The following is a 26,929-nucleotide window of genomic DNA, read 5'->3' on the forward strand; positions in this document are numbered from 1 at the left end:
CGTTTCGCGTTTTGAGACATGACCTTTCGAGACACGACCTTGCCTCCGGAGATCGGAATGCGGACCACCCTCCTCGCGCTGATCGGCCTGGCCGGCCTGGCGGCGCCTGCGCCGGCCGCGGCCGAGGACTTCACCGGCTTCTATGCCGGCGTGAATGCGGGGTACGGCTTCGATACGGGTGGGCGGGACGGACGCGGCTTCGTGCCGGGTGCGCCGGGCGACGCGCCGGGATCTGCCGCCGACACCGGACTTCCGCCGAGCGCCCGGGATGCGTCCCGTGCCCTGCAGTCGCGCAATCGCGCGTCCCCGGGTAGCGCCCTCCCCCGCTGAGACGGGGCGGCCGTTGCGCTGAAGCCGTCCGCCCCAACGAGAAAAGGCCGCCCTCGCGGGCGGCCCTTTCGCATCTTCGGCGATGATCCGGTGGGATCAGCGCGAGTAGAACTCGATCACGAGGTTCGGTTCCATCTGGACCGGGTAGGGAACCTCGCCGAGGTTCGGCACGCGGGTGACCCGGGCCGTCATCTTGGAGTGATCCACCTCGATGTAGTCCGGCACGTCGCGCTCGGCGAGCTGCGCGGCCACGACGACGATCTCGAGCTGCTTCGAGGAATCCTTGACCTCGATCAGGTCGCCCGGCTTCACGAGGTAGCTGGCGATGTTGACGCGCTGGCCGTTGACCTTGACGTGGCCGTGGTTGACGAACTGACGCGCCGCGAACGGGGTCGGAACGAACTTCGCGCGGTACACGACGGCGTCGAGGCGGCGCTCGAGCAGGCCGATCAGGTTCTCGCCGGAATCGCCGCGCAAGCGGATCGCCTCGGCGTAGTAGCGGCGGAACTGCTTCTCGGTGATGTTGGCGTAGTAGCCCTTGAGCTTCTGCTTGGCGCGCAGCTGCGTGCCGAAGTCGGACATCTTGCCCTTGCGGCGCTGGCCGTGCTGGCCGGGGCCGTACTCGCGGCGATTGACGGGGCTCTTCGGGCGGCCCCAGATGTTCTGGCCCATGCGGCGATCGAGCTTGTGCTTCGCCTGAATGCGTTTTGACATCGCGGTTCCTCTCGCAATGGAGATCTATCGAGGAACGCGCCCTCCTCTCTCCGCCGGGCCCGGGAGCCTGGAGCGGAGCGACAGGACGGACATGGCCGCCCACGGGTGCGCTTGAAAAGCATCGGGGCCCCTCGTCGGAGCCCCGTTACCGGCGTCTCGTTAGAGCACGAAGCCGCCGTCGTCAATGCCGAGCCGGCTGCCGATCGCCTATTGCAGGCCGAGCGGCATCGCCTCCACCGCCACGCGTCCGATCCCGCGCGATTCGAGGGAGTGGCGCAGAGGCGCCGTGAGGCCGGCACCGCTCGTGAAGGCCCCGAGCACCGGCGCATCGTCCCGGCCCAGGGCGCGGGGGCTCGGCCCGATCAGCTGCGTCACCCGCCGGGCGATGGCCGGGGCCGGGTCGATCCAGGTCACAGGCCAGGGGGCGAGGGCCTGGAACCGGGCGAGGAGCAGGGGGTAGTGGGTGCAGGCGAGGCAGACCACGTCGGTGCGCCGGCCGTCCTCCAGGGTGACGAAGCAGGGTGCGATCTCGCGGGCCAGGGCCGCGTCGTCCACGGGCTGGCCGGCCAGCTCCGCTTCCGCGAAACCGGCGAGATTCGGGGCGCCCACCAGGGTGACGGCGCAAGCATTCGCGTAGGTCTCGACGAGTTCGTGGGTGTAGGCGCGCGCCACGGTGCCGGGGGTCGCCAGGAGGCTGACCACCCGCGAGCGGGTCGCCTCTGCGGCCGGCTTGATCGGCGGTACGACGCCGACGAAGGGGGTGGCGAAGCGCTGGCGCAGGGCGGGCAGCACCAGGGTCGAGGCGGTGTTGCAGGCCACCACCACGAGGTCCGGCGCGTGCAGGCCGATCAGGCGCTCCATGACCCCGAGTACCCGCTCGACCAGCACCGGCTCGGACAGGCGGCCATACGGGAAGGCGGCATCGTCGGCGGCGTAGACGTAGGCGGCATCCGGTCGGGCGCGCCGGACCTGCTCCAGCACCGTCAGCCCGCCCAGCCCGGAGTCGAACACCAGGATGGTGGGCGCCGGCGCCACGCTCCGTGCCACGGCCGCCGTGGTCGCTCCTGCCATGAGATCGATCCGCATCCGAGTCCGGCCCGACTGTCCCGCGTGAACGGTGAAGTGTCGGCCCCGGACGGTTAAGGGGAAGTCACCGTGGCCGGAAAAAGGCGATCGATCCGGCGGTGCGAGCGTGGCCGCGACGAAGGACCCCGCTCGGCCTCCGTTGCCGAATGCCGCCGCGGCCATATCTCCCCTCTCACGTTCAGGTTTGCGGGTTCGGATATGGGAGTGGCCGCCATGGCAGCGACGGCAGCGTTTCGCGAGACCTCTGCGGCCGAGGCCGTTCGATCGGCCTTCCCGCCCCCGCCCCTCTCGGCGACGCCGGTGGATCGCGCGGCCTGGATCGCGGCCTTCCACCACGTCCGCGACGAGACCGAGCGCCGGGCGGCACCGCTTTCGCCCGAGGACCAGCAAATCCAGTCGATGGCGGATGCCAGTCCGACGAAGTGGCATCGCGCGCACACGACATGGTTCTTCGAGCAGTTTCTGCTGCGCGAGCACCTGCCGGGCTACGCCATCTACGACGAGCGGCTGCACTACCTGTTCAACTCGTACTACGTCGCCGCCGGCCCCCGTCAGCCGCGGATCATGCGCGGGCTGATCACCCGCCCGACGGCGGACGAGGTCGCCGCCTACCGCGCGCATGTCGACCGCTCGGTCGACGCCCTCCTGAGTCAGGCGTCCGCCAGCGCCCTCGAGGCGGTGCTTCCGGTCCTCGAGATCGGGCTCTATCACGAGCAGCAGCACCAGGAATTGCTGGTCACCGACATCCTGCACGCCTTCGCCCATAATCCCCTCGGACCGGCCTACGACGCGGATTGGCGCTTTCCCCGGCCCCAGAGCGCAGGGGGACGCGCGGAGCTGCGCCGGGGCATCGTGCCCATCGGTCATGCTGGTGAGGGCTTCTCCTTCGACAACGAGTCGCCGCGCCACGATGCGCTGATCCAGGGCGGCACCATCGACCGGGCCCTGGTCACTAACGGGCAGTGGCGCGACTTCATGGCCGATGGTGGCTACGCGCGGCCGGAGCTCTGGCTCTCGGATGGCTGGATCGCCGCCCAGGCCGAAGGGTGGGAGGCGCCGGGCTACTGGCGCGAGGCCGACGGCGGGTGGGCGAGCATGACGCTCGCCGGCATTCGGTCGGTCGATCCCGACCTGCCCGTCACCCATATCAGCTACTACGAGGCCGATGCCTATGCCCGCTGGGCCGGGCGAGACCTGCCCACCGAGTTCGAGTGGGAGGTGGCGGCCCGTGAGGACCTGCTGCCCGACGCCTTCGGGCTGGTCTGGCAATGGACCCGCAGCGCCTACACCGCCTACCCGGGCTACCGCCCAGTGGACGGCGCGCTCGGCGAGTACAACGGCAAGTTCATGTCGAACCAGTTCGTCCTGCGCGGCTCCTCGGTGGCGACCCCGCAGGGCCATGCGCGGGTCGGCTACCGCAACTTCTTCTATCCCCATCAGCGCTGGCAGTTCACGGGCCTGCGCCTGTCGGACGCCCGGTCCTGATCCAAGACCCGTCCCTGAATCGTCGCGTAACCGGAGACGTTCCTTGACCATCAACCCCGTCTTCACGGACGCGACCCCGATCGCGGCCATCGATGCCGAGCGTCAGTTCCTGGACGATGTCCTGGCTGGTCTCTCGGCACCCCAGAAATTCCTGTCGGCGAAGTATTTCTACGACGCGGCGGGCTCTGATCTGTTCGAGGCCATCACCCGGCAGCCGGAATATTATCCGACCCGCACGGAGCTCGGCATCCTCGACGCCCAGGGAGCGGCCATCGCCGCGACCCTCCCGGCCCGGGCGAACCTCGTCGAGCTCGGCAGCGGCTCGACCGTGAAGGTCCGGCGCTTGATGGTGCACCGGCCGGATCTCGCCGCCTACGTTCCGGTCGATGTCTCGGAGAGCTTTCTCCGGAGTGAGGCCGAGGCCCTGGCCCGGGACTTCCCGAACCTGACGATCACCCCCGTGGCGGCCGATTTCACCCGCGCCTTCACCCTGCCGGCCGGCCTGTCGGACGGCCCCGTGGCCGGGTTCTTCCCCGGCTCCACCATCGGCAATTTCGAGCCGCCGCAGGCGACCCGGCTGCTCGCGCATTTCGGGCGGGTGCTCGGGGCCGGCGCCACCCTGATCATCGGCGTCGACCTCGTGAAGGAGAAGGCGGTGCTGGATGCCGCCTACGACGATGCGGCCGGCGTGACCGCGGCCTTCAACCGAAACCTGCTCGTGCGGATGCGCAGCGAACTCGGTGCCGAGGTCGATCTCGACGCCTTCGCCCACCGCGCCTTCTTCAACCCCGAGGCCTCCCGCATCGAGATGCACCTCGTCAGTCTGAAGGCGCAGACCATCCGCATCGCGGACCGCGACATCGCCTTCGCCGAGGGAGAGACGATCCACACCGAGAACAGCTACAAGTATACGGTCGAGCGCTTCCGGGCCCTGGCGGCCGAGGCCGGCTGGCGCGCCGAGGCGGTCTGGACCGATCCCGGCCTGCTCTTCTCGATCCACGCCCTGCGGCGGAGCTGATCGCCCGAGCTCGATGCCGGCGATTCCCTCGGGAAGCCGGCGTCGGTGCTTCGCACGAGGGTCGCGCAGGTCAGGAGGATACCGGCGCCGGTTCGATCGACCGGCGTCCGTTTCAGCTTCGCTTCTCCATCATCGCCTTGACCTGCATCAGCTGGTCCCAGAGCTGGCCCGGCGAAGTCCCGAGGAAATCGAGGCTCGCGGTCACGCCCCAGTAGATCCCGAAGACGATCAGCGGAACCAGGATCCAGCCCAGGATCTCCTCGCCGCGGCGCCGGCGCCGGCGCCGCAGCCGGCGCTGCTCCCGAGTCGTGAGTTTCGGTGAGGGGGCCTGCTTGGTCGCGATGGGCGTGAGGGGACCCTCATGCAAGTCGTTCATCGGGGACGCCCCTCCTCAACCGATCTCAGCGATGGGGAAGCGTATCCGGCCAGTCTCTCGCAGTGCCCGCTCGCCATTCCCGCGCTTGCTAACCATCCGGCGCCCGCGTGTCGACCGCCGGATACGGTTTTCCGCCGCCCTGAGGACGTGAAAGAACGGCCCCTCCCGTCGGGGAGGGGCCGCTTCGACTGGGCCTGTTAGCCGAGCCAACAGACCTGGCGGATCTCAGGCCCCGTCCTTTCAGGCCTTGACCAGCGGCACCTTCGGAACGGTGCGGACGCCGGAGCCGCCGCTGGGGCCGCCCTTGTCGTCGCGCTTGTCGTTCGTCTTGCGCGCCGAGGCCTTGGCCTTGGTGCGCTTGTGCTTCTTTGCTGCGTTGGCCACGTCCTTCTCGGGCTTCGGCGTGACCGGACCGGCCGGAAACTCGAAGGCGAGCCCGTCCTTCTCCGCGCCCTCGCCCTTGCGCAGGACGACCTGCACAGCGCCGCCGTCCTTCAGGCGCCCGAACAGCACCTCGTCGGCCAGCGGGGTCTTGATGGTCGACTGGATGAGTCGGGCCATCGGGCGGGCGCCCATCGCGTCGTCGTAGCCGTTCTCGGTCAGCCACTCCCGCGCCTCGTCGGAGAGCTCGATGGTGACGTTGCGGTCGGCGAGCTGGGCCTCGAGCTGGAGGACGAACTTGTCGACCACCTTCGCCACCACATCCTTCGGCAGGTGCCCGAAGGAGATGATCGCGTCGAGACGATTGCGGAATTCCGGCGCGAAGAGCTTGTTGATCGCCTCGACATCGTCGCCCGTGCGCTTGGCCTGGGTGAAGCCGTAGGCGGAGCGTGCAAGGTCGGAGGCGCCCGCATTCGTGGTCATGATGATGATCACATTGCGGAAATCGACCTGCTTGCCGTTGTGGTCGGTGAGTTTACCGTGGTCCATGACCTGCAACAGGATGTTGAACAGGTCCGGATGCGCCTTCTCGATCTCGTCGAGCAGCAGCACGCAATGCGGGTGCTGGTCGATGCCGTCGGTGAGCAGGCCGCCCTGGTCGAACCCGACATAGCCGGGGGGCGCGCCGATGAGGCGGCTGACCGTGTGCCGCTCCATGTACTCCGACATGTCGAAGCGCAGCATCTCGACGCCGAGGGACGCGGCGAGCTGCTTGGCGGCCTCGGTCTTGCCGACGCCGGTCGGTCCCGCGAACAGGTACGAGCCGATCGGCTTGTCGGGATCGCGCAGACCCGCGCGGGCCAGCTTGATCGCCGAGGTCAGCGCGTCGATGGCGTTGGGCTGGCCGTAGACCACGCGCTTCAGGTTCTCGGTGAGGTTCTTGAGAACCACCGCGTCGTCCTTCGAGACGGTCTTCGGCGGGATGCGGGCCATCGTGGCGATGGTCGCCTCGATCTCCTTGACGCCGATGGTGCGCTTGCGGCGCGCCTCCGGCACCAGCATCTGCGAGGCGCCCGTCTCGTCGATGACGTCGATCGCCTTGTCCGGAAGCTTGCGGTCGTTGATGTAGCGCGCCGACAGCTCGACCGCGGCCTTCACGGCCTCGGTGGTGTACTTGAGCTTGTGGAACTCCTCGAAATACGGCTTCAGACCCTTCACGATCTCGATCGCGTCGGGGATCGACGGCTCGTTGACGTCGATCTTCTGGAACCGGCGCACCAGGGCGCGGTCCTTCTCGAAGTACTGGCGGTACTCCTTGTAGGTGGTCGAGCCGATGCAGCGCAGGGAGCCGTTGGCCAGGGCGGGCTTGAGGAGGTTCGAGGCGTCCATCGCCCCGCCGGAGGTCGCCCCGGCGCCGATCACCGTGTGGATCTCGTCGATGAAGAGCACCGCGTTCGGGTGCGCCTCGATCTCCTTCATCACCTGCTTCAGGCGCTCCTCGAAATCGCCCCGGTAGCGGGTGCCCGCCAGCAGGGTGCCCATGTCGAGGGAGAAGACCGTGGCCTCGATGAGGACCTCGGGCACCTCCTTGTTGATGATCTTGCGCGCCAGGCCCTCGGCGATGGCAGTCTTGCCGACGCCGGGCTCGCCCACGAGAAGCGGGTTGTTCTTCTGGCGGCGGCACAGGATCTGGATCGTGCGCTGCACCTCCGCCTCGCGGCCGATCAGCGGGTCGATCCGCCCGTCGCGGGCCTTCTTGTTCAGGTTGACGCAGTAGGCCTCGAGGGCATCGCCCTTCTTCTTCGTGCGGCCCTCGCCCTCGTCGCCGCTCGGACGCTCGGAGGCGGATTCCTCGTCCGCGCCGCGCACGGGCTTGGCCTCGGAGGCGCCCGGGCGCTTGGCGATGCCGTGGCTGATGTAGTTGACCGCGTCGTAGCGCGTCATGTCCTGCTCCTGCAGGAAGTACGCGGCATGGCTCTCGCGCTCGGCGAAGATCGCTACCAGCACGTTCGCGCCGGTGACCTCCTCGCGCCCGGAGGACTGCACGTGGATCACAGCACGCTGGATCACGCGCTGGAAGCCGGCCGTCGGCTTGGCATCCTGGCGGCCGTCCCCGATGAGGTTCGACAACTCGGTGTCGACGTACTCGACGAGGCTGCGCTTGAGGGTGTCGACCTCGACGTTGCAGGCCCGCATGACCGCGGCCGCGTCCTGATCGTCCACGAGGGCGAGCAGGAGATGCTCCAGCGTCGCATATTCGTGCCGGCGCTCGCCGGCGAGCGCCAGGGCGCGGTGGAGAGCTTGTTCTAGGCTGCGAGAGAAGCTGGGCAAAGCGTGGCCTCTGTGTGGGGTGCCTATTTCTTTTCCATAACGCACTGGAGAGGATGTTGGTGTTTGCGGGCGAAGTCCATGACCTGCGTCACCTTGGTCTCCGCAACTTCGTACGTGAAGATCCCGCACTCGCCGACACCGTTGTGGTGTACGTGCATCATGATCTGAAACGCGACTTCCTGCGACTTGTTGAAGAATTTCTCGACGACGTGGACGACGAACTCCTGGGGAGTGTAGTCGTCGTTCAGCAAGAGAACCCGGTAGAGGCTCGGTCGCTTGGTCTTCGGCTTGGTGCGGGTGATGATGGCGGTTCCGGACCGGCCGTCATCCGTACCACCCGGTTCGCGTGGCTCGTCCGTCGCCCGCACATCGGTGACGCGACGCTGGAGCGTGAAGGTCTCGGGGCCGTCCGCGCGTGAGGATTCGCTGCCCCGTATCAGGACGTCGGTCATCTGAATCGCATCGACCCCTTGGTGCGGCATGCTGCTTGGTGGCTGCTTCATCCGCGGGTCGCGCCGGCGAGGCGCGCTCGCATCGCTGGTAATCTATAGGGCCATCGGCTGCTTCGCCAGTCGGCTGCGCGCACTTGTCCGAGACGGCCGCGGACCGGCGTTCCGAACCGCCCGGACGGTGCTCCGCGATCGCCCGGTCCCGAACACGAAAATGGCCCCGTGCGATCGATCGCACGGGGCCGGACTGGCAAAACGTCTGGGCTCGCGGCGGGACCGTTCGCCCGACGCGGGAAAGCCGTGTGTCAGGCTGCCTTCTGGTCGGGCGTGGAGAAGCCGGGAAGCTTTGGGAAAGCCTTGAGATCGAAGGCCTTCGGATTGAAGAACGTCTTCGGATCGAACAAGGTCTTCGGATCGAAGAAAATCTTGAGGTCGAACGGCGCCTTGGTCTGGAGCGGCGCGCCGACCTCCTGGGCGAGGCCCTGGTACAGGTCGGTCATCACCTTGGCCTGGTTCTGGAGGCGCTCGTAGGACGCCTTGAGGTACTCGGCCTGGATCTCCAGGGCGGACTGGAGCGTGCGCGCGGTGGCGAGCTTCTTCATCGCCGCGGCGCCGGCGCTGTAGGATTCCTTGGCGAAATCGGCCATCTCGATGCTGGCGGTCTGATGGGTCTTGGCGAGCGAGGAGACGCTCTTCATCACGGTGGCGAGGCCGGCCTTGTTCATTTCGGCGGCCTTCTCGTACATCTGCGTCATCTGACGATCCTTCCGCCCCCGCGGGGCTACCCTGATGTGTCGGGCCATTGCCCGCGAGGCCAAGACCGGCCGGGGCCTTTTGTGTGCGATGCAACATAAGACGTCAAGCGATATATTGCATCGCAATATGACGGTCGGATCCGGCGAATTGGTCTCGCTGCATTAACCGGGCCGTAACTGCGTCCACCTAGCCTGATTGACAGATGTTGCGGGGTTACGGCGGCACGGCCGCACCCCCGCCGAGATGTTGCGGTGCAAGCCGGCCCGCGGGTCGTGCATGTCGAGGCAGTGAGTCGTGATGCGTAGCCATACTCCCCGCGTCGGCCGGGTGCCTGCCCTCTCGGCCGCGATCGCCGCAGCCGCCGTCCTGGCCGCCCTCGCCTCCCCGGCCGAGGCGCGACGTGGCCATCATCACCGCGGTGGCGGCGGTGGCGGCTACAATCCACCCTACGCCGCCATGGTGGTGGACGTGAAGACCGGCAAGACGCTGCACGCGATCAACGAGGATTCGCTGCGCCACCCGGCCTCCATCACCAAGGTGATGACGCTCTACATGCTGTTCGAACAGCTGGAGCGCGGACGCTACACCCTCGAGTCGCCGCTCACCATCTCGTCCTTCGCGGCCTCCCAGGCCCCCTCGAAGCTCGGCCTGCGGCCGGGTTCCACCATTGAGGTCGAGGACGCGATCAAGGCGATCGTGACGAAGTCGGCCAACGATGTGGCCTGTGCCATCGGCGAGAACATCGCCGGCTCGGAACCCCGCTTCGCCGAGATGATGACGCAGAAGGCCAAGGCCCTCGGCATGAGCCGCACCCACTATGCCAATGCCTCCGGTCTGCCGGATGCCGACCAGATCACCACGGCGCGCGATCTCACGATCCTCGCTCGGGCGATCCAGGATCGCTTCCCGCGCTATTACAAGTACTTCCAGACCCGCTCCTTCGCCTTCCGCGGCCGGGTCATCGGCAATCACAACCGCCTCCTCGGCAATGTCCAGGGCGTGGACGGGATCAAGACCGGCTACACACGCGATTCCGGCTTCAACCTGATGACGGCGGCCAAGCTCGACGACCGTCAGATCGTGGCGATCGTGCTGGGCGGCAAATCCGGCGCCAGTCGCGACCGGATCATGGCCGACCTCGTCCGCCAGTCCCTGCCCCGCGCCTATGCCGGTGCCCGCCAGGCTCCCTCGACCATCGAGGTCGCGGAGCGCGCCCGCCCGGCCGTGGTCGCCGACGGCGCCTCGCGCACCCGGACGCAGGTGGCTTCCGCCGACGACGAGGATGTTGAGACCACGGCGTCGACCCTGCGCGCTGGCCAGCCTCTCGATATCAGCCCCGCCCGCACCGCCACCACGACGCCCGGCAGCGCCAGCATGAGGTGGCGCTCCGGCGCGCTCCCGGCCTCGGCGCAGGCCTATGCGCCGGCGGGCGGCCAGGCCGCCTTCCCGGCCGGCGGCAAGACCGATGCCCGCTTGGCGTCCATCGACGGTCCTCGCGCCGAGGCGGCGAAACCGGTTTCCGGCGCGCGGATCACCCCCACGGCCTGGGTCATCCAGCTCGGCGCCATGGACGACGAGGACAAGGCGAAATCCATGCTGTCCGAGGCCCGCAGCCGGGCCGGCGGCGCACTCTCGAAGGCTTCGCCCTATACGGTGAAGGTCGAGCATGGCGGCGCGACCCTGTTCCGCGCCCGGTTCTCGGGCTTCGCCGAGCAGGACAGCGCACAGGATGCCTGCAACGCGCTGAAGCGCAACGGCTTCAATTGCTTCGCCACCCGCAGCTGAGTTCGCGCTGACGGGTTCGCAAGGGACCGGCGCCCCTTCGGGCGTTCCGGCTCAGGACACGGGCGCCCGGTTCGTATCGCCGGACGGCCGTACTCTCGACATTCCCTGTCTGACAACGCGCGTGGAGTATCAGCGATGTCGGTTGTTAAGCCTGTCACGGGCCGCGTTGACGCGGGCCGCCTGCTCGGCCGTGCCTCCTTGGTCGGGGTGCAGCCGCTTCATCAGCGTCCGGTGAGCCGCGCGGACCTGCTCCAGGGACGCCCCGCGCTCAAGCCCCAGGATCTCATAGGCCTCCTGCTCCGTCATCGCCCCTGGATACGCCGCGCGGCGCGGCCCCGGGTCGGGATTGCCCTGAGCGTCTACACGCCAACCGGGATGCCGGCGGTCGAGATACGCCTCTAGCCGACGGGCGGTGTCGGCATCGCGTCCGAACAGGGCGATAAGGGCGGGCAAAGGAATCACCGACAGGGGTTGGCCGGCATAGGGACCTGCCAGGGCGATCCCCTCCCCCGCCGCATCGAAGCGGATGGTGGCCCCCGAGAGTCGGCGCGGATCGTAGCGGGCGGCAAGGCCCCGAACCCGGCGGTTCAAGCCCGCCGACCCCTCCAGCAGCCAGATGGCACCGCCCCCCAGCAGGATGGCGAACTCGAGCCGGCCCCGCACCAGGAAGAGGGCCGCCAGCGCGAGGGCGGCGTAGCCCCCCACCTGCCGCAGGACGCGCGCCGTCAGGGCCGGATGGCGGATCTTCAGGTTCCGCCCGAACCACCACAGGAGAAGGAGCGCGACCGCTCCGGCAAGGAACGTCACCGGGCGAACCCGTACTCGGCACCGATCCGGCCGCCGACGCGCAACTTCACCCCGCCGACGTCACGGAACCCCTGGCTGTCCGGCGCTGCCGGCTTCGGGCCCGCCACGCCGCAGCCGGGCTGGGGCGGCAGGCGGACGCCCTCGGGGGCATTCTGCGGGCAGAGATGGGGCTTTGTGCGCTCGGCGGCACCGGCGGCGAGGACACCGGCCAGCCAGAGCAGGACGGCGCAGGAGGGACGGTGGCTGACCATGGGTCACTTTCACTGGGCGATGGGTCGCTTTAGCGAGCGCCGCGCGGCGTGACGAGGGCCCGGCCTCAGAGCCGGCTCTCCGCCACGTCCGTGGTGGTGACGCGGACCCGGCGCGTGCGCCCGTCCCGCTCGACGATCAGGTCGATCGAGGCGCCGAGACCGGCCGCCTCCATGGCGGCGGTGAGATCGGCGAGGCGGTGGACCGGCCGGTCGCCGGCCCCCACTATGATGTCGCCGATCTCGCCCGTCTGCGCGTCGACGCCCTGCAGGCCGGCCGCGGCGGCCGGAGAGCCGCGCAGCACGCGCAGGACCACCACCCCGTCGATTCCGAGGCGGGCCGCGGTCGCCTCCTGCCCCGCGATGATGCCGATGCCGGGATTGCGCGTCCGTCCGTTGCGGATGAGCTCGGGCACGACCCGGTTCACGACATCGACCGGGATCGCGAAGCCGATGCCGGCGCTCGCCCCGGAGGGCGAGAAGATGGCGGTGTTCACGCCGATGAGGCGCCCGGCGGAGTCGAGGAGCGGACCGCCGGAATTGCCCGGGTTGATCGCCGCATCGGTCTGGATGACGCCGGAAAGCTCGCGTCCCGCGCTGGTGGGCAGGCGACGCTGCAGGGCGCTGATCACGCCAGTGGTCAGGGTGTGGTCGAGGCCGAACGGGTTGCCGATGGCGAAGACCGACTGGCCGACCTTGAGGTCGGCTGAAGTGCCGATGGCCAGGGGCTGCAGGGCCACGGTGGTGCGCCCCAGGCGAATGACGGCCAGATCGTAGCTCGGGGCGGCGCCGACGAGGCTCGCCGACACGACCTCGCCGGAGGACAGGCGGACCGCGATGGCACCCCCACCCTGCGCAGCCGCCGCGACCACGTGGTTGTTGGTGACGATGTGCCCGGCCGCATCCCAGATGAAACCGGTCCCGGTCTGCGAGCCCCCGCCCGGCTCACCGCCCTCGTTGTCGACCCCCATCAGGGCCCGCCCCTGGGCCGCGGCCTGCACGAAGACATGAACCACGGACGGGCTGGCGCGGGCGAAAAGCTCCACCGTCGTCGTCTCGGCGGGCGCCAGATCGCCGCGGGCGGTGATCGCCCGCGCGGTGTCCGCCGAAAACAGGAAGCCGGTCAGGTAGGGCTGCGCCACGAAGAGTGCGAGCAGGCCGAGGACTGCAGCCGCGGCCCAGCGCAGGAAGCGATCCGCCGGCCGCGGGGGAGACCGATCGGGCATGTGTCATCCTCTTCACCATGCTGCGAAAACCGCATCGCGTCGCATCGCCATTAACTGGGCGGTGACGCAATGGCCTTCAACTGGCTCGGTACCGTGACGGGCCAGGGTGCGTCAGCACACCGAAACCGGTTGTGGCGAAAGATAAACAACGGCTCGACATTGTCAGCCGAGGCGACAAACAGAACGAGAGGGCGTCCAAAAGCAGCCATATTCTGCGCGCTGATCAGCAACGGCGCGCTTTGTATGAGGGAGAGAGCGTTCAGGTGCGGATGAGCATTTCATCCCTGTCTGAAATGACCTCAAAGCCGCCTTAGAGATGCTTCCATTCACCCGGATAGACGTCCCGCAGCAAATGTTCAGGTTCGAGGTCGTACAGACCTTTCGCCGGGCAGCCGGCATCGCGGGGAATGACCCTCACGATCAAAGGAACACACACATGGAAACCCAAGCCCTGGAACGTCCCGCCGATCTGACGATCTGGCGTACCGCTCCGGTTCCGGCTCCCCTCGCTCAGCCCGCGCGCTACCGGACCCTTCGTGAGGCCATCGAGGCTGCCGCCGGCGCCCTGTCCGATCCGGCCAAGCAGCCCTGGATCATCACGGAGGATGGCGAGGTGCTGTCGCCGAACTGGATCCGGACCTACCTGAACTGAAACGACCCGCCGGCGCCGTCGCGTCCGTCGTCCCGCGAGCCGACCGCAGCCCTAGGCGCGGCCGGCCCGCGCGCCTCCCAGAGGCGCCTCCACCGATATCCTGCGGCCTGAGGCCGAGCCCTCGCTCCGCGATCCCGAATGCCGGATCGCGTGCAAATCCTTCCACCCCTTTCACAGGCATGCGTGCGCGCGTGATCGCGCGCCCGAACCCCGGGTCGCGCGCGGAGCCCAAGGCGCGTCGTGCCTGGGGCGTCCGTCTGCACCGTCCGGAGCGGGTACAAAAAAAGGCCGCTCCGAAGAGCGGCCCGAAGTCTAGGGAGGAAACGCCCAAGAAGGGCTGCCGAACCGCGACGCCATCGCGGTCCCGCAGCGCACAATCTAAAGTGCGACGCACAAAAATCAAGGCCTTTGCACGTCGTTCAACCCGTTTTCTGGAGCTTGAGCTCGGCGTTCCCTGAGGCACCGAGCAGGCCGCGCCGGGGCGCGATCTCAGTGCTCGCTCAGAAGCTGCGCGATCTCGGCCTTGAGGGCCTCCGAGAGGTCCTTGCGCTCGAGGGCGTAGGCGATGTTCGCGGTGAGGAATCCGAGCTTCGAGCCGGTATCGTAGGTCCGGCCCTGGTAGTGCATGCCGAAGAAGGCCTGGTCCTTGGCGAGCTTGATCATGGCGTCGGTGAGCTGGATCTCGCCGCCGGCGCCCGTCTCCCCCGCCGACAGGATGTCGAAGATCTCGGGCTGGAGGATGTAGCGGCCGGAGATGATGAAGTTCGAGGGCGCGGTACCGGCCTTCGGCTTCTCCACCATGCCGTTGATCTCGAAGGTCTGGCCGAAGGTCTGGCCGACGCCGACGATGCCGTACTGGTGCGTCTCCTCGGGCTTCACCTCCTCGACCGCGATGACGTTGCCGCCGTGGCGCTCGTAGGCGGAGAGCATCTGCTGCATGCAGCCGCGGCTCAGCATGTCGGGCAGCAGCACCGCGAAGGGCTCGTCGCCCACGATCTCGCGGGCGCACCAGACGGCGTGCCCGAGGCCGAGCGGCGATTGCTGGCGGGTGAAGCTGGTCTGGCCCGCGGCCGGGAGGTCGCGCTTCAGGGCCTCGTAGGCCTCGGTCTTGCCCCGCTCCTGCAGCATCCGGTCGAGCTCGAAGGCAACGTCGAAGTGGTCTTCGATGACCGCCTTGCCGCGTCCCGTGACGAAGATGAAGTGCTCGATCCCCGCTTCGCGGGCCTCGTCGACGACGTGCTGAACGACCGGCCGGTCGACGACGGTGAGCATCTCCTTCGGAACGGCCTTGGTGGCCGGAAGGAAGCGGGTGCCCAAGCCGGCGACGGGCAGGACGGCTTTGCGAATCGGTTTCATCAAGCGAGACCCGGTAGCGAGGGGAGGTGAGGAAAACCCCGAGTGGATTGACGTTGCCTCGGTACAGCCTCCGCCCAGGGAAGGCGATAGAGCCATCGACGTAACGGGCATAACCGACAAGCTCGTTTTCCGATATATCGTCAGTGAAACGTTTGGGGAGAAGGTGTCATGGCGGTTCTTGTGACGGGCGGTGCGGGCTATATCGGCAGCCACATGGTGCTGGCACTGCTCGACGCCGGGCACGAGGAGGTTGTGGTCCTCGACGATCTTTCAACCGGGTTCGACTGGGCGCTTCCACCTGAGGTGAAGCTCGTCATCGGCGACGTCGCCGACCAGTCGCTCCTTACGGAAGTCATCCTCCAGCATCGTATCGACGCCATCGCGCACTTCGCCGCGCGCATCGTCGTGCCGGATTCGGTCGCGGATCCCCTGCAGTATTACTTGGCCAATACCGTCAAGACCCGGGCCTTGATCGAGACGGCGGTTCGCTGCGGGGTCAAGCACGTGATCTTCTCCTCGACGGCTGCGGTCTACGGCGAGCTTGAGGTCGTGCCGGTGCCGGAGGATCTGCGGCCGTCGCCGATCAATCCGTACGGACGCTCCAAGCTGATGAGCGAGTGGATGATCGCCGATGCGGCCAGGGCCCACGGCTTCTCCTACGTCATCCTGCGCTACTTCAACGTGGCCGGAGCCGACCCGCGGGGCCGCACGGGGCAATCGACGCCCAACGCCACCCACCTCATCAAGGTTGCGACCCAGGCCGCCCTCGGGCAGCGGACGCATCTCGAGGTCTTCGGCACCGATTACCCGACGCGGGATGGTTCGTGCCTGCGGGACTACATCCAGGTTTCCGACCTCGCCGAGGCCCATCGCGTCGCCCTGAACCACCTGCGGTCCGGCGGCGAGAGCCTGACTCTGAACTGCGGCTACGGGCGCGGCTACTCGGTCCTCGAGGTGATCGACGTGGTCAAGCGGGTCTCGGGACGCAACTTCGAGGTTCGGCTCTCGCCGCGCCGTCCCGGCGATCCGGCCCAGATCGTCGCCGAGGCCCAGCGCATCCGCGATCTCGGCTGGACGCCGCAGAACGACGACCTCGACCGGATCGTCGCCCAGGCTTTCGCCTGGGAAGAGACCCTGACCCGGCGCAACCGTCTGTGAGGGGCTGGGCGCCGCTCGCCCTTGCGGGCATGCTCGGGGCCGGGCCGGTGCTGGCGGCGGGCGGTCAGCCTGTACCGGCCGCAACGACGGCGGAAGCACAGTCCCGCTTCGCCGCCTTCATCGCCGCGCTGCGACCGGAGGCCGAGGCGCGGGGCGTCTCGGCCCGGACCTTCTCGGCGGCCTTCGCGGGGATGTCCGGACCCGATCCCGACATCCTCGCCCGCACGCGCAAGCAGGGCGAGTTCGGGCGTCCGGTCTGGGACTACCTCGTCGGCGCAGTCTCGCCCGGCCGGATCGCCCGGGGGCAGGCCCACGCCAAGCGGCTCGCGTCCGTCCTCGCGCGGATCGAGGCGCGCTACGGCGTGCCGCGCTGGATCGTGCTGGCGTTCTGGGGCGTCGAGTCGGATTTCGGCGCAAGCGGCGGCAGCGTCCCGACGATCCGGGCCCTCGCGACCCTGGCGGAGGCGCGGTTCCGCGGCACGCTGTTCCGCGATGAACTCCTGGCCGCCCTCACCATCCTGGAGCGGGGCGACGTCACGCCGGAGCATATGAAGGGTTCCTGGGCCGGGGCCATGGGGCAGGTGCAGTTCCTGCCGTCCAGCTTCCTGGCCCACGCGGTGGATTTCGACGGCGACGGGCACCGCGACATCTGGGGATCGGAAGCGGATGCCTTGGCCTCCATCGCCGCCTACCTCAAGACCCTGGGCTGGAACCCGGCCTTCTCCTGGGGCTACGCGGTCACCCTGCCGGCGGGGTTCGATCTCGCCCGCTATCGCGGCGGCCTCGCGGATTTCGCCCGGCGCGGGGTTCGACGCACCGACGGTCAGGCCCTGCCGGATGCGGGCACCGCCAGCCTGTTCCTGCCGGGCGGCCTCGGGGGGCCGGTCTTCCTGATCACCGACAATTTCGAGGTGGTCCGCGCCTACAACACCTCGGATTCCTACGCGTTGGCGGTGGGGCATCTCGCCGACCGACTGGCCGGCGGGCCGGTCCTCGCCGCGCCCTGGCCGGTCCGCGACGCACGCCTCGACAAGGCGGGGCTGCAAGCCCTCCAGGCGGGCCTCACGGAGCGCGGCCTCTACGCGGGCGAGGCGGACGGGCGCGCCGGACCGAAGCTGCGGGAGGCGGTGCGGCAGTACCAGATCGCCGAGGGCCTGCCGGCGGACGGCTACGCGACGCCGCGGTTGCTGGAACACCTGCGGGGGCGGCCTTAGACCTCGGCGGCATCCTCCTCTAAGGTGTCGGCCACCCGACCGGTCCTCCGGTCCGATTGATCGAGGCGTCCCATGACCTTGCCGGCATCGCGCGCGGCCTGGTGTTTCCTCTCCGGTCTGTCCCTGCTCCTCGCCGGCGCCGGGCCGGCCTGTGCGCAATGGGGCGATTCCTACGACGCGCCCCGGGGCGGCGACTACCAATCCCCCCGCCGCCGGGCCCGGGACTATTACCGGGACGACGACGGCTACGCCGCCCGACAGGCGAACCGGCGCTACGCGCCTCCGCCCCAGGAGGCGCCGCGCCAGTTCTACTGGCCCTGGGAGGATCGCCCCGCCCCGCCCCAGGTCGCCCCCGTGCCGAGCGCCCGCCCGGCGCCGCCGCGCAATCGAAGCTATGCCGATGACGGGCGCTCAAGCCACGATGACGGGCGCGCCGTCCGACGCCGTCCCCGCCCGGCCCCGGTCGTGGCCCAGCCGAAGCCGGTCGCGCCGAAGGCCGAGCCGACGACGCGGATCGCGGTCTTCGGCGATACCCTGGCCGGCCACCTCGGCGGCGGCCTGTCGAACGTCTTCGAGGACAATACGGAGATCGGCGTGGTCGATCGCTCGAAGGCCGATAGCGGCCTCGTGCGCAAGGACGTGGTCGACTGGCCGAAGGCCGCCGAGGAGTTCCTGAAGGCCAACCCGAAGACCACCTATGCCCTCGTCATGATGGGATCGAACGATCGCCAGCCCATCCGGGAGGGAGACCAGACCCTCGATCCCTTGAGCGACCGCTGGCGCACCCTCTATGCCGAGCGCGTCGACGCCCTGATCAAGGTGTTCACGGACGCGAAGATCCCGCTGATCTGGGTCGGGGCTCCGCCCATGCGCAGCGAATCCCTGACGAAGGACATCGCCGCGATCAACGACATCTACCGCGAGCGCGTGGCCAAGGCCGGCCAGACCTACGTCGATATCTGGCCCGGCTTCGTCGACGACCGCAACCGCTACACCGCGACGGGGCCCGACCTGGAAGGTCAGGAAGCCAAGCTGCGCACGGCGGACGGTGTCCACTTCACCAAGGCGGGCGCGCGCAAGATGGCGCATTTCGCCGACGTCGAGCTGAAGCGGATGATGGGCACGGGGGCGCCGCCGGCCCAGCCGGCGCTCGCCGCCCCCGTGGCGGTGGCGCCGCAGCCGCCGCTGGAAAGCGAGGCGGCCAAGCTCGACGATGCCGCCGCCATCGACCGGCAGATCACCGCGATGCTCCCGAGCCTGCCGGAGCCGCCCGGCATCCCGGCCCTGCCGGTCAAGCCCCTCGCCGGCCCGGTGGTGCCCCTCGGCCGAGCCGAGGTGACGCCGGGGGGGACGCTGATCAGCGGACGCCCCCGCGACGCCGATCCCTCGGGCACCGTCGAGCGCGCCCTGGTGCGGGGCGCCGCCCCCCTGCCCCAGCCCGGCCGGGCCGACGACTTCAAGTGGCCGCCGGGCTGACCGGCGGTCGATCCTCGAGCCTGTCCAGGTGGCGGATCGGACGCGGGGATCTCGGCCCCCGGGGCGCTAGCCGACGCCCACCGGATGCTTCGTCACCACGGGGCTGCGCATGGTGACGAGTTCCTCGCCGGCCGTGGGATGCACCGCGATGGTGCGGTCGAAATCCGCCTTGGTGGCGCCCATGGTCACGGCGATGCCCACGGCCTGGATGATCTCGCCGGCATCGTGGCCGAGGACGTGGACGCCGACGACCCGGTCGCTGGCGCGGTCCACCACGACCTTCATCAGCATGCGCTCGTCACGGCCGGACAGGGTCGCCTTCATCGGGCGAAAATGCGAGCGGTATACGTCGATGGTGCCGTAGAGGTCACGGGCCACATCCTCGTTGTGGCCAACGACCCCGATCTCCGGGGTCGAGAAGACGGCCGTGGGGATGAGGCCGTGGTCGACGCACCACGGCTTGTCGCCGAACACCGTGTCGGCGAAGGCGTGGCCCTCGCGAATCGCGATCGGGGTCAGCGCGGCCCGGTCGGTGACGTCGCCGACCGCGTAGATCGACGGCACGCGGGTCCGCGAGAAGGCGTCGACCGGGATCGCGCCGCGGGCATCGGGGGCGATCCCGACCGCCTCGAGACCGAGGCCGGCGATGTTGGGGCGCCGGCCCGTGGCGGTCAGGACCTGATCGACCTCCAGGGTGCTGCCGTCGTCGAGGGTGACGCGGATGCCGCTCCCGGCCTGGTCGAGGCGCTCCACCGTGCGGTTGAGGCGCAGGTCCATGCGCTTGGCATAGGCTTCGCCGAGGGCGTCGCGGAGCTCGTCGTCGAAGCCCCGCAGGAGCCGGTCGCCCCGGTGCAGCAGGGTGGTGCGGCTGCCCAGATGGGCGAAGACGCCGGCGAACTCGACGGCGATGTAGCCGCCGCCCACCACGAGGATGCGCTCGGGCAGCGTTTCCAGTTCGAAGACCTCGTTGGAGGTGATGGCGAGCTCGGCGCCCGGGATCAGCGGCTCCTTGACCGGATGGGCCCCGACCGCGACGAGGATGAAGCGGGCGGTGACGCGGCGGTCCGATCCGACGAGGCGCACGGTGTGCGCATCCTCGATCACCGCCCGTTCGGGGATGACGGTGACGCCGGCCCGGCCGAGATTGGCGTCGTAGATGCCCTCCAGGCGCGTCACCTCGGCATCGCGCCGGGCCTTCAGGATGCGCCAGTCGAAGCGCGGCTCGGGCACCGACCAGCCGAAGCCGGCGGCATCCTCGAATTCGTCGGCGAAGCGCCCGGCATAGACCATGAGCTTCTTCGGCACGCAGCCGCGGATCACGCAGGTGCCGCCGACCCGGTACTCCTCGGCGAGCTGGACCCGGGCGCCGTAGCCGGCCGCGATGCGGGCCGCCCGGACGCCGCCGGAGCCGCCGCCGATGACGAACAGATCGACGTCGAAGGTGCGGTCCAGATCGTCTGCCATGAACTCATCCTGCGGGTGGGAGCGCCGAGGGCTCTCCATCGCCCGAACGGGGCGGCACATCAACCGTCCCGCGGCGCAAACGAAAAGGCCGCTTCCCCACCCGGAGAAACGGCCTCGAAGACACCGATGCGGCGCGAGGCGCCGGCGGGCTTACTTGATCTTGGTTTCCTTGAAGTCGACGTGCTTGCGCACGACGGGGTCGTACTTCTTCATCGACAGCTTCTCGGTCTGCGTACGGGAGTTCTTCTTGGTGACGTAGAAGTAACCCGTGTCGGCGGTCGAGATCAGCTTGACTTTAACGGTGACGGCCTTGGCCATGGACGCGGCGCTCCTGTGATCGCGGCATTCCGCATCAGCGAAACGCAAAAGGGCCGGCGGTGGCCGGCTGAATACCGGCGGGTGATTGCCCCATCGGCCGGGATTCGTCAAGGCGCCTCATACGTCGGATGCCGGACGATGCCCAGGGCGACGACCATCGCGTAGCCCAGGAACAGCAGGCAGAGGCTGTAGGCGAACCCCTGGGGCGGGATCAGGTCCATGCCCCCGCCGATGAGCGGCGGACCGAGCATCAGACCGACATTGTAGAGGACCACGAAGGCGGCGTTGGCCCCCGCCAGTTCCGGCCCCCGCACGGTGGCGCCGAGATGGGCGAGGCCCACGGTGTAGAGCGTCCCGGCGATGCCGCCCCACAGGAACAGCAATCCGAGCAGGGCCGGAAACCAGGTCGACGCCAGGGGTATCAGCATCGACCCGAGGGCCCCGCCGAGCCCGGCCATGAGCAGGACGAGGCGCCGGTCGACCCGGTCGGCGAGCCAGCCGAAGGGGATCTGGAAGAGGACGTTGCCCAGCGCCAGCGCACTGACGAGGCCGGCCGCCGTCTCGGCGTCGTAGCCGAGGCGCAGGCCGTAGAGGGGCAGGATCGCGAAGCCGCCGGTCTCCACCGCCCCGTAGACCAGGGCTGCCGCGGTGGCGGCGGGCGCGAGGCGCAGATAGGCGTGGAAGGGGCGCGACGTGCCGTGCCCGATCACCGGGGACAGGCCCCGGGCCAGCAGGAGGGGGACCAGGGCGACGAGGAACAGGCCGGCCCCGCCGAGATAGGGCGCGTAGCCCTGCGTCCCCAGGACGGTGAGCAGGGTCGGTCCCACCGCGAAGCCCAGCGCCAGGACCGTGGCGTAGACGCCCATCACCAGGCCGCGCCGCTCCGGCGGGGCCGCCGCGTTGATCCAGAACTCCGAGAGCACGAACAGGGCGCCGAGGCTCGTGGAAAACACGAAGCGCAGCACGAACCACCAGGCGATGCCCTGGAGGAGCTTGAAGGCGACGAGGCAGAGGGCGCCGAGGACGATGGCGCCCACGAGGAGCGGCAGCACGCCGAGCCGGGCCGCCAGGCGCGGTACGAACGGCACCGTCAGGATGGCCGCGAGGCCCGCCACGGCGGTGTTCACCCCGATCAGGGTGCTCGACGCGCCCATACGCGCCATCTCGATGGAGAGCAGCGGGATCGTCAGGCTGAGGCCGATGCCGACCACCGCCACGCAGGTGATGGCCGCGGCGATCGAGGCGAAGCGGGAGCCGTCGCGCGACTCGGCGTGGGGAGGGGCCGGCATGAAGGGGTCCGCTGCGGGTCGCTGGCGCGACGCCGGGACCGCCTTGTCTACGCCGGGGCGGGCCGGCGCAACCGGGGGCCTGCCCTCAGCGCGCCGCCGATTTCAGCGGCTTGCCGTCGGCGGTCGGCGGCTTGCGCTCGATCTTCTGGCCGTCCTGCAGGTCGGCGGGGGGGCTGAGCACGATCTCCTCGCCGCCCTCCAGGCCCTGGCCGAGCTCCACCGTGGTACCGAGGTCGCGCCGGATCATCACCGTGCGCCACTGTGCCGTGCCGTCGTCGCGGGCCACCGCCACCTGGGTGCCGCGCTGGTTGAAGACGAGGGTCTCGGCCGGCACCCGCACGTTCGGTTCGGTGCGCGGCACCTTCAGGGTGACGTAGACGTAGAGCCCGGCCCGCAGGGCGCCGTCGGTGTTCGGGACGTCGACCTGCGCCGTCAGGGTGCGCGACGAGGTCAGCAGCGCCACCGAGCTGCGCTCGACCTTGCCCGAGAAGGTCCGGTCGGCGATCTGCGGCACCTTGATGGACGCATCCACCCCCGGCTTCACCCCGACGGCGACGTTCTGGGGTACGTTGACCGAGACGCGCAGGATGTCGTCGCGGTCCATGGAAAGCAGGGCGGTCCCGGTGCCGTCGGCGTGCACGAGGTCGCCGACATCGACGCCGCGCTGGGTCACCACGCCGTCGAAGGGCGCGATGATGTCCTTGAAGCCGGTGAGCGCCCGCAGGCGCTCCACCGTGGCCGCCTGGGCCTTGATGTTGGCCTGGGCCACCTTCACGCCGGCTTCCGCCGAGGCGAGGGTCGCGGCCTGGCTGAGCACGCTGGCCTGGGAATTGTCCGCGTTCTGCTTCGAGGCCCAGCCCTGGCCGGCCAGCGTCGTGGTGCGGCTGTTGGTGACGTTGGCGAGGTTCACGTTGGCCTTGGCCTGGTCGACCATGGACTTGGCCTGGAGGAGCGCGGCCTCGAGCTGCCCCGTCTGCGCCTCCGCCTGGGCCAGCTGCTGGTCGAGGTCGGGGGCAGCGATGCGCATCAGGATGTCGCCCTGGCGGACACGGCTGCCGATATCGACCCGGCGCTCGGCGATGTAGCCGGTGGCGCGGGCGTAGAGGGCCGCCTTGGCGAAGGCGTCGGTCTGCCCCGGCAGGGTGATGTCGATGGGCTTGTCGGCCCGCTCCGCGGTGGCGGTGCGCACCACCGGCACGAAGCTGTTCACCTTGCGCTGGGTCTCGGAGGCGGCGGCGCGCCGCTGCATCTGGCCGTAGCCGCCCCAGGCGAGCAGGCCGAGGGCGGCCAGGGCCGCGATCAGGAAGGGCGCCTTGCCGGGCGGCGGCGGGATGGCGGACGGATCGTGGGTCTGATGCATCACGCCTGTCCCATCGTCGAACCGGGCCCCGCCCTGCCATCCTTGCGCCAGACCCGCCAACCGCTCACGCGTAATCCTCCAGCGGCTTGACCGCGCCCCGGCGCAGGAGCGTGTACAGGAACGGCACGAAGAGCAGCGTCGCCGGCGTGCCGATGGCGATGCCGCCCATGACGGCCCGGGCCAAAGCCGCGTTCTGCTCGCCGCCCTCGCCCGTGCCGAGGGCCATCGGGATCAGGCCGAGGAACATCGCGCTCGCGGTCATCAGCACCGGCCGCAGGCGGGTCTCGCCGGCGAGCAGGGCCGCCTCGACGGCGCCGCATCCCGTGGCCTCGCGATGCTCCTTGGCGAAGGTCACCAGCAGGATCGAGTTCGCGGAGGCGATGCCCACCGACATGATCGCCCCGAAGAGCGAGGGAATCGAGAACGTCGTCCCGGTGATGAACAGGCTCGCGACGATGCCGCAGAAGGCCAGCGGCAGGGCGGCCAGCACCACGAAGGGATCGCCCCAGCTCTGGAAGTTCACCGCCATCAGCAGGTAGACCGCTACCAGCGCGATCGCGAGGCCGACCTGAAGCCGGAAGAAGGCCGATTCCATGTTCTCGATCTGGCCCCGGACCGTGATCTTGTCGGGGGCCGGCAGGGCCTTCTGCTCCTCGGCGACGATCTGGCGGATCGCCTTCGACACCGAGCCGAGATCGCTGTCCTGCACCGCGGCGTAGACGTTGAAGGTCGGCTGGGTGTTGACGTGGTTGATCACCGTCTGCGATCCCTCGCGGCGCAGGGTCGAGACGCTGGAGAGGAGCGTCAGCACGCCCGGCGCATCCGCATTGCCGTTGACGAGGAGCGGCGTGTTCTGGAGCGCGGTGAGCGAGTCGTTGCGGTATTCCGGCGTCTGCACCCAGAGCTGGTAGGGGATGCCGGTCTTCGGGTCGGTCCAGAAGTTCGGCGTCACCTGAAACGAGCCCGACAGCGAGACGTTCAGCCCTTGGGCGATCTGCTGCTGGGTCAGCCCGAGCTCCGAGGCGAGCCGACGGTCGACGTCGACGAAGAATTGCGGCGTACCCACGATCTGGTGCAGGTGCACGTCGACCGCCCCGCGCACCGCCTTCAGGCGGCGGACGATGCTCTGGGCCACCTCGAGGTCCTTGGCGGTGTTGCGGCCCGAGACCTGGATGTCGATCTGCGCCAGGGTGCCGAAGTTCAGGATCTGGGTGATGATGTCCGAGGGCTGGAAGTAGAACACCACGTCGGGGAAACGCTCGCGCAAGACCTCGCGCAGGCGCTTGGTGTAATCCGCCACCGAGCCGTGGCCCTCCTTGAGGTTGATGAGCATCTGGCCGTCGTTGTAGGCGACGAACGAACCGTCCGAGAACGCGAAATTGTAGTTGTTCGCCGGCAGGCCGATGTTGTCGAGGATCTGGTCGATCTCGCCCTCGGGAATGACCTCGCGGACCACGTTCTCGACCTGGGCGAAGACCTGCTCGGCCGTCTCGATGCGCATGCCGGGCCGCGTCCGCAGGTGCAGGGTCATCTGGCTCGAGGCGACCTGCGGGAAGTAGTCCTGGCCCACGAAGACGAAGAGCCCGGCGGTGGTGGCGAAGACGACGGCCACCAGGGTCAGCGTCGCGGCGCGGCGGGCGACGACGACGTGGAGCAGGCCGAGATAGCCGCGCTGGAATCGCGCGAACCGCGCCTCGAAGCCGTGGCGGACCCAGCCGGCCAGCCGAAAGACCGGGCCGCCGATCCAGCCGAGGGCGCGGGCGACGCGTCCCCGCCGCGGCGTGGCGCCCGCCCCGTGCTTGGCGTCGTATTCCCGCGCCACCAGCACGTCGATCAGCACCGGGACCAGGGTGCGCGACAGGACGTAGGAGGTCAGCATGGCGAACACGACCGCCAGGGCCTGGGGCGTGAACAGGTATTTCGGCGTGTCCGTGAGGGCGAAGACCGAGACGAAGGCGGCGCAGATCGACAGGGTCGAGATCAGCGCCGGCTTGGCGATCCCGGCCGCGCCCTCCACCACCGACTTGCGGAAGGGCTCGCCCTCCTCGAACAGCCGGTAGGTGTTCTCGATCGCCACCGTCGCATCGTCGACCAGGATGCCGACCGCCAGGGCGAGGCCGCCCAGCGTCATCACGTTGATGGTCTCGCCGAGCGCCGCCAGGATCGCCAGGGAGGTCAGGATCGAGAGCGGGATCGAGACCAGCACCACGATGGTGGAGCGCCACGACCCGAGGAACAGCAGGATGGTGAGGCCTGTCAGGCCCGCCGCGATGATCGCCTCGTGGATCACGCCCTCGATGGCGGCGGAGACGAAGACCGACTGGTCGAACAGCGGCTTCAGGCTCATGCCCTCGGGGGCGGCGGCCTGGATGTCGGGCAGCGCCTTCTTCACGTTGTTGACGACATCCAGCGTCGAGGCGGTGCCGTTCTTGAAGATGCGCATCAGCACCGAATGCAGGCCGTCCGCGCGCACGATGTTGACCTGCGGCGGGCCGCCGTCGCGCACGTTGGCGACGTCGCGCACCAGGATCGGCTGGCCGCCCACCACCTTGATGGGGATCTGGTTCAGGGCGTCGATCGCCTCGGGCGAGGCATTGAGCTGCACCGGGTATTGCTGCTCGCCGATCTTGGCGAGGCCGGAGGGGATCGTCAGGTTCTGGGCCGTCACCGCGTTGGTGACGTCCAGCGCCGTGAGCCCGAGGGCCTGGAGGGCGTGCAGGTCGAGATCGACCATGATCTGGCGCGGGGTGCCGCCGAAGGGCGAGGGCAGGGTCGAGCCCGGCACCTGGGTCAGGCGCTGGCGAATGCGATACTGGGCGTAGTCGAAGACCTTGGTCAGGCTCTCCCGGTCGGACGAGAGCGCGAGCTGGATCACCGGCACCGAGGAGGCCGAGAAGCGCAGGACGATGGGGGGCTGCACCCCGGGCGGCATCGTCGCGCGGATCGAGTTCATCGCCGAGACGACCTGCGCGATGGCCAGATCGATGCTCACCGCGCCGTCGAAGTAGATCTTCTGGATCGCCGTGCCCTGCAGGGTCGTCGATTCCATCCGGGCGATGTTGTTGACGTTGTTGGAGAGCGAGAACTCCGCGTAGGTCGTGATGCGACGCTCCATCTCGGAGGTCGACAGGCCGTTGTAGGTCCACACCACCACGACCACCGGGATATCCACGGTGGGCAGCACATCCTTGGGCGCGACCACGACCGCCGCCGCGCCGCCGAGCATCATCAGCACGGCCAGCACGTAGATCGTGATGCGGAACTTCAGAGCATACTGGACGAGGCCCATGCGGCTCCCGCGCGATCGCGTTCAGGCTGGTGTACCACGGTGGTCGCACGCCACCGGTTCCTCTGTAGCCGTGACGCCGCGACGCAATCGAGGTTTCAAGCCGGGATTTTTGTTTCCGCGTGTAAACCGGGGGCCGCATCGCCGGCGCCGCGGCCCGAGACCTGGGCAGGCTTCGTCGGGACGTCGCGGCCGAGGCCCCTCGGCACCGCGTCACCCGAGCCCGTGGGGATGGCCCACGCGGCGGGCTCGGGGCCGGGCCATGGGGCGGCATCCGCCGGGCGCGTCTGCGTGTGATCGGATGGCTGCGGAGGACGCGCGCGAGGCCGTCCGTCCGGTGAAGACCCGCCGGTACGGCAGGGGG

General features: G+C 69.3%; 23 protein-coding genes. 8 read left to right on the plus strand and 15 right to left on the minus strand.

Features of this window, described 5'->3' with window-relative positions; translation table 11 throughout:
• The first annotated feature begins 57 nt into the window (after window positions 1–57).
• Complete coding sequence (locus ASF20_RS06635; protein WP_056272293.1) at window positions 58–330, plus strand: hypothetical protein; 273 nt, start codon at window positions 58–60, stop codon at window positions 328–330.
• Between the two features lie 96 nt (window positions 331–426).
• On the opposite strand, the gene rpsD is transcribed toward ASF20_RS06635, so the two are convergent.
• Window positions 427–1,044, minus strand: coding sequence for a 30S ribosomal protein S4 (rpsD, locus tag ASF20_RS06640; RefSeq protein ID WP_055953400.1), 618 nt, complete (start codon window positions 1,042–1,044; stop codon window positions 427–429).
• A 207-nt stretch (window positions 1,045–1,251) separates the two neighbouring features.
• The gene (gene murI / locus ASF20_RS06645) at window positions 1,252–2,130 is read right to left on the minus strand and encodes a glutamate racemase (RefSeq protein ID WP_056272296.1); all 879 of its coding nucleotides are present in this window, start codon (window positions 2,128–2,130) and stop codon (window positions 1,252–1,254) included.
• 213 nt (window positions 2,131–2,343) lie between these two features.
• On the opposite strand from murI, the gene egtB reads away from it, so the two are divergent.
• Window positions 2,344–3,615, plus strand: coding sequence for an ergothioneine biosynthesis protein EgtB (gene egtB, locus ASF20_RS06650; protein WP_056273617.1), 1,272 nt, complete (start codon window positions 2,344–2,346; stop codon window positions 3,613–3,615).
• 49 nt (window positions 3,616–3,664) lie between these two features.
• Window positions 3,665–4,633 (plus strand): L-histidine N(alpha)-methyltransferase, encoded by a 969-nt coding sequence (gene egtD, locus ASF20_RS06655; RefSeq protein WP_244476377.1) that lies wholly within the window; start codon window positions 3,665–3,667, stop codon window positions 4,631–4,633.
• Window positions 4,634–4,745: 112 nt separating this feature from the next.
• Here egtD and ASF20_RS06660 read toward each other — a convergent pair whose 3' ends face one another.
• From ASF20_RS06660 to ASF20_RS06675, 4 genes are all read right to left on the minus strand, one after another.
• Window positions 4,746–5,009 (minus strand): hypothetical protein, encoded by a 264-nt coding sequence (locus ASF20_RS06660; protein ID WP_056272301.1) that lies wholly within the window; start codon window positions 5,007–5,009, stop codon window positions 4,746–4,748.
• A gap of 240 nt (window positions 5,010–5,249) precedes the next feature.
• Window positions 5,250–7,721 (minus strand): ATP-dependent Clp protease ATP-binding subunit ClpA, encoded by a 2,472-nt coding sequence (clpA, locus tag ASF20_RS06665; protein WP_056272303.1) that lies wholly within the window; start codon window positions 7,719–7,721, stop codon window positions 5,250–5,252.
• A 23-nt stretch (window positions 7,722–7,744) separates the two neighbouring features.
• Window positions 7,745–8,089 carry an ATP-dependent Clp protease adapter ClpS gene (clpS, locus tag ASF20_RS06670; RefSeq protein WP_055953857.1) on the minus strand — a complete coding sequence of 115 codons (345 nt, stop codon included), beginning with the start codon at window positions 8,087–8,089 and terminating at the stop codon, window positions 7,745–7,747.
• A gap of 386 nt (window positions 8,090–8,475) precedes the next feature.
• Window positions 8,476–8,925 carry a phasin family protein gene (locus ASF20_RS06675; RefSeq protein WP_082501215.1) on the minus strand — a complete coding sequence of 150 codons (450 nt, stop codon included), beginning with the start codon at window positions 8,923–8,925 and terminating at the stop codon, window positions 8,476–8,478.
• A 298-nt stretch (window positions 8,926–9,223) separates the two neighbouring features.
• Between ASF20_RS06675 and ASF20_RS06680 the strand changes: the two genes are divergently transcribed.
• Entirely contained in the window at window positions 9,224–10,711 is a 1,488-nt protein-coding gene (locus tag ASF20_RS06680) for a D-alanyl-D-alanine carboxypeptidase (protein WP_056272307.1), read from the plus strand.
• A 129-nt stretch (window positions 10,712–10,840) separates the two neighbouring features.
• Here the strand turns inward: ASF20_RS06680 and ASF20_RS06685 are convergent, their stop codons facing one another.
• The 3 genes from ASF20_RS06685 to ASF20_RS06695 form a co-directional block, all read right to left on the minus strand.
• Window positions 10,841–11,461, minus strand: coding sequence for a DnaJ domain-containing protein (locus ASF20_RS06685; RefSeq protein ID WP_244476378.1), 621 nt, complete (start codon window positions 11,459–11,461; stop codon window positions 10,841–10,843).
• A gap of 53 nt (window positions 11,462–11,514) precedes the next feature.
• Window positions 11,515–11,769 carry a hypothetical protein gene (locus tag ASF20_RS06690; RefSeq protein ID WP_056212817.1) on the minus strand — a complete coding sequence of 85 codons (255 nt, stop codon included), beginning with the start codon at window positions 11,767–11,769 and terminating at the stop codon, window positions 11,515–11,517.
• 65 nt (window positions 11,770–11,834) lie between these two features.
• Entirely contained in the window at window positions 11,835–12,992 is a 1,158-nt protein-coding gene (locus ASF20_RS06695; RefSeq protein WP_056272313.1) for a trypsin-like peptidase domain-containing protein, read from the minus strand.
• Window positions 12,993–13,428: 436 nt separating this feature from the next.
• Between ASF20_RS06695 and ASF20_RS06700 the strand changes: the two genes are divergently transcribed.
• Window positions 13,429–13,644 (plus strand): hypothetical protein, encoded by a 216-nt coding sequence (locus ASF20_RS06700; RefSeq protein WP_055953370.1) that lies wholly within the window; start codon window positions 13,429–13,431, stop codon window positions 13,642–13,644.
• A 489-nt stretch (window positions 13,645–14,133) separates the two neighbouring features.
• On the opposite strand, the gene galU is transcribed toward ASF20_RS06700, so the two are convergent.
• Window positions 14,134–15,000, minus strand: coding sequence for a UTP--glucose-1-phosphate uridylyltransferase GalU (galU, locus tag ASF20_RS06705; protein WP_056272316.1), 867 nt, complete (start codon window positions 14,998–15,000; stop codon window positions 14,134–14,136).
• Between the two features lie 168 nt (window positions 15,001–15,168).
• Between galU and galE the strand changes: the two genes are divergently transcribed.
• The 3 genes from galE to ASF20_RS06720 all read left to right on the plus strand — a co-directional run bounded on the left by galE (window position 15,169) and on the right by ASF20_RS06720 (window position 18,848).
• A complete protein-coding gene (gene galE / locus ASF20_RS06710) occupies window positions 15,169–16,158 on the plus strand; it encodes a UDP-glucose 4-epimerase GalE (protein ID WP_056272317.1) in 990 nt (329 codons plus the stop codon).
• Window positions 16,155–17,372, plus strand: a complete 1,218-nt coding sequence (locus ASF20_RS06715) for a lytic murein transglycosylase (RefSeq protein WP_244476347.1) — start codon at window positions 16,155–16,157, stop codon at window positions 17,370–17,372. Before galE ends, ASF20_RS06715 begins: the two co-directional genes overlap by 4 nt.
• A gap of 72 nt (window positions 17,373–17,444) precedes the next feature.
• Window positions 17,445–18,848 carry an SGNH family hydrolase gene (locus tag ASF20_RS06720; RefSeq protein WP_056272319.1) on the plus strand — a complete coding sequence of 468 codons (1,404 nt, stop codon included), beginning with the start codon at window positions 17,445–17,447 and terminating at the stop codon, window positions 18,846–18,848.
• A gap of 66 nt (window positions 18,849–18,914) precedes the next feature.
• Here the strand turns inward: ASF20_RS06720 and gor are convergent, their stop codons facing one another.
• The 5 genes from gor to ASF20_RS06745 form a co-directional block, all read right to left on the minus strand.
• Window positions 18,915–20,312 (minus strand): glutathione-disulfide reductase, encoded by a 1,398-nt coding sequence (gene gor, locus ASF20_RS06725; RefSeq protein ID WP_056272321.1) that lies wholly within the window; start codon window positions 20,310–20,312, stop codon window positions 18,915–18,917.
• Window positions 20,313–20,462: 150 nt separating this feature from the next.
• A complete protein-coding gene (gene rpmG / locus ASF20_RS06730; protein ID WP_018044575.1) occupies window positions 20,463–20,630 on the minus strand; it encodes a 50S ribosomal protein L33 in 168 nt (55 codons plus the stop codon).
• A gap of 107 nt (window positions 20,631–20,737) precedes the next feature.
• On the minus strand, window positions 20,738–21,919 hold the full coding sequence (locus tag ASF20_RS06735; protein ID WP_056272324.1) for an MFS transporter: 1,182 nt from the start codon (window positions 21,917–21,919) through the stop codon (window positions 20,738–20,740).
• A gap of 85 nt (window positions 21,920–22,004) precedes the next feature.
• Complete coding sequence (locus ASF20_RS06740; RefSeq protein WP_056272327.1) at window positions 22,005–23,279, minus strand: efflux RND transporter periplasmic adaptor subunit; 1,275 nt, start codon at window positions 23,277–23,279, stop codon at window positions 22,005–22,007.
• Between the two features lie 64 nt (window positions 23,280–23,343).
• A complete protein-coding gene (locus tag ASF20_RS06745; RefSeq protein ID WP_056272330.1) occupies window positions 23,344–26,568 on the minus strand; it encodes an efflux RND transporter permease subunit in 3,225 nt (1,074 codons plus the stop codon).
• Window positions 26,569–26,929 lie beyond the last annotated feature (361 nt).

Source organism: Methylobacterium sp. Leaf88, from assembly GCF_001422795.1.
Classification (GTDB): Bacteria; Pseudomonadota; Alphaproteobacteria; order Rhizobiales; family Beijerinckiaceae; genus Methylobacterium.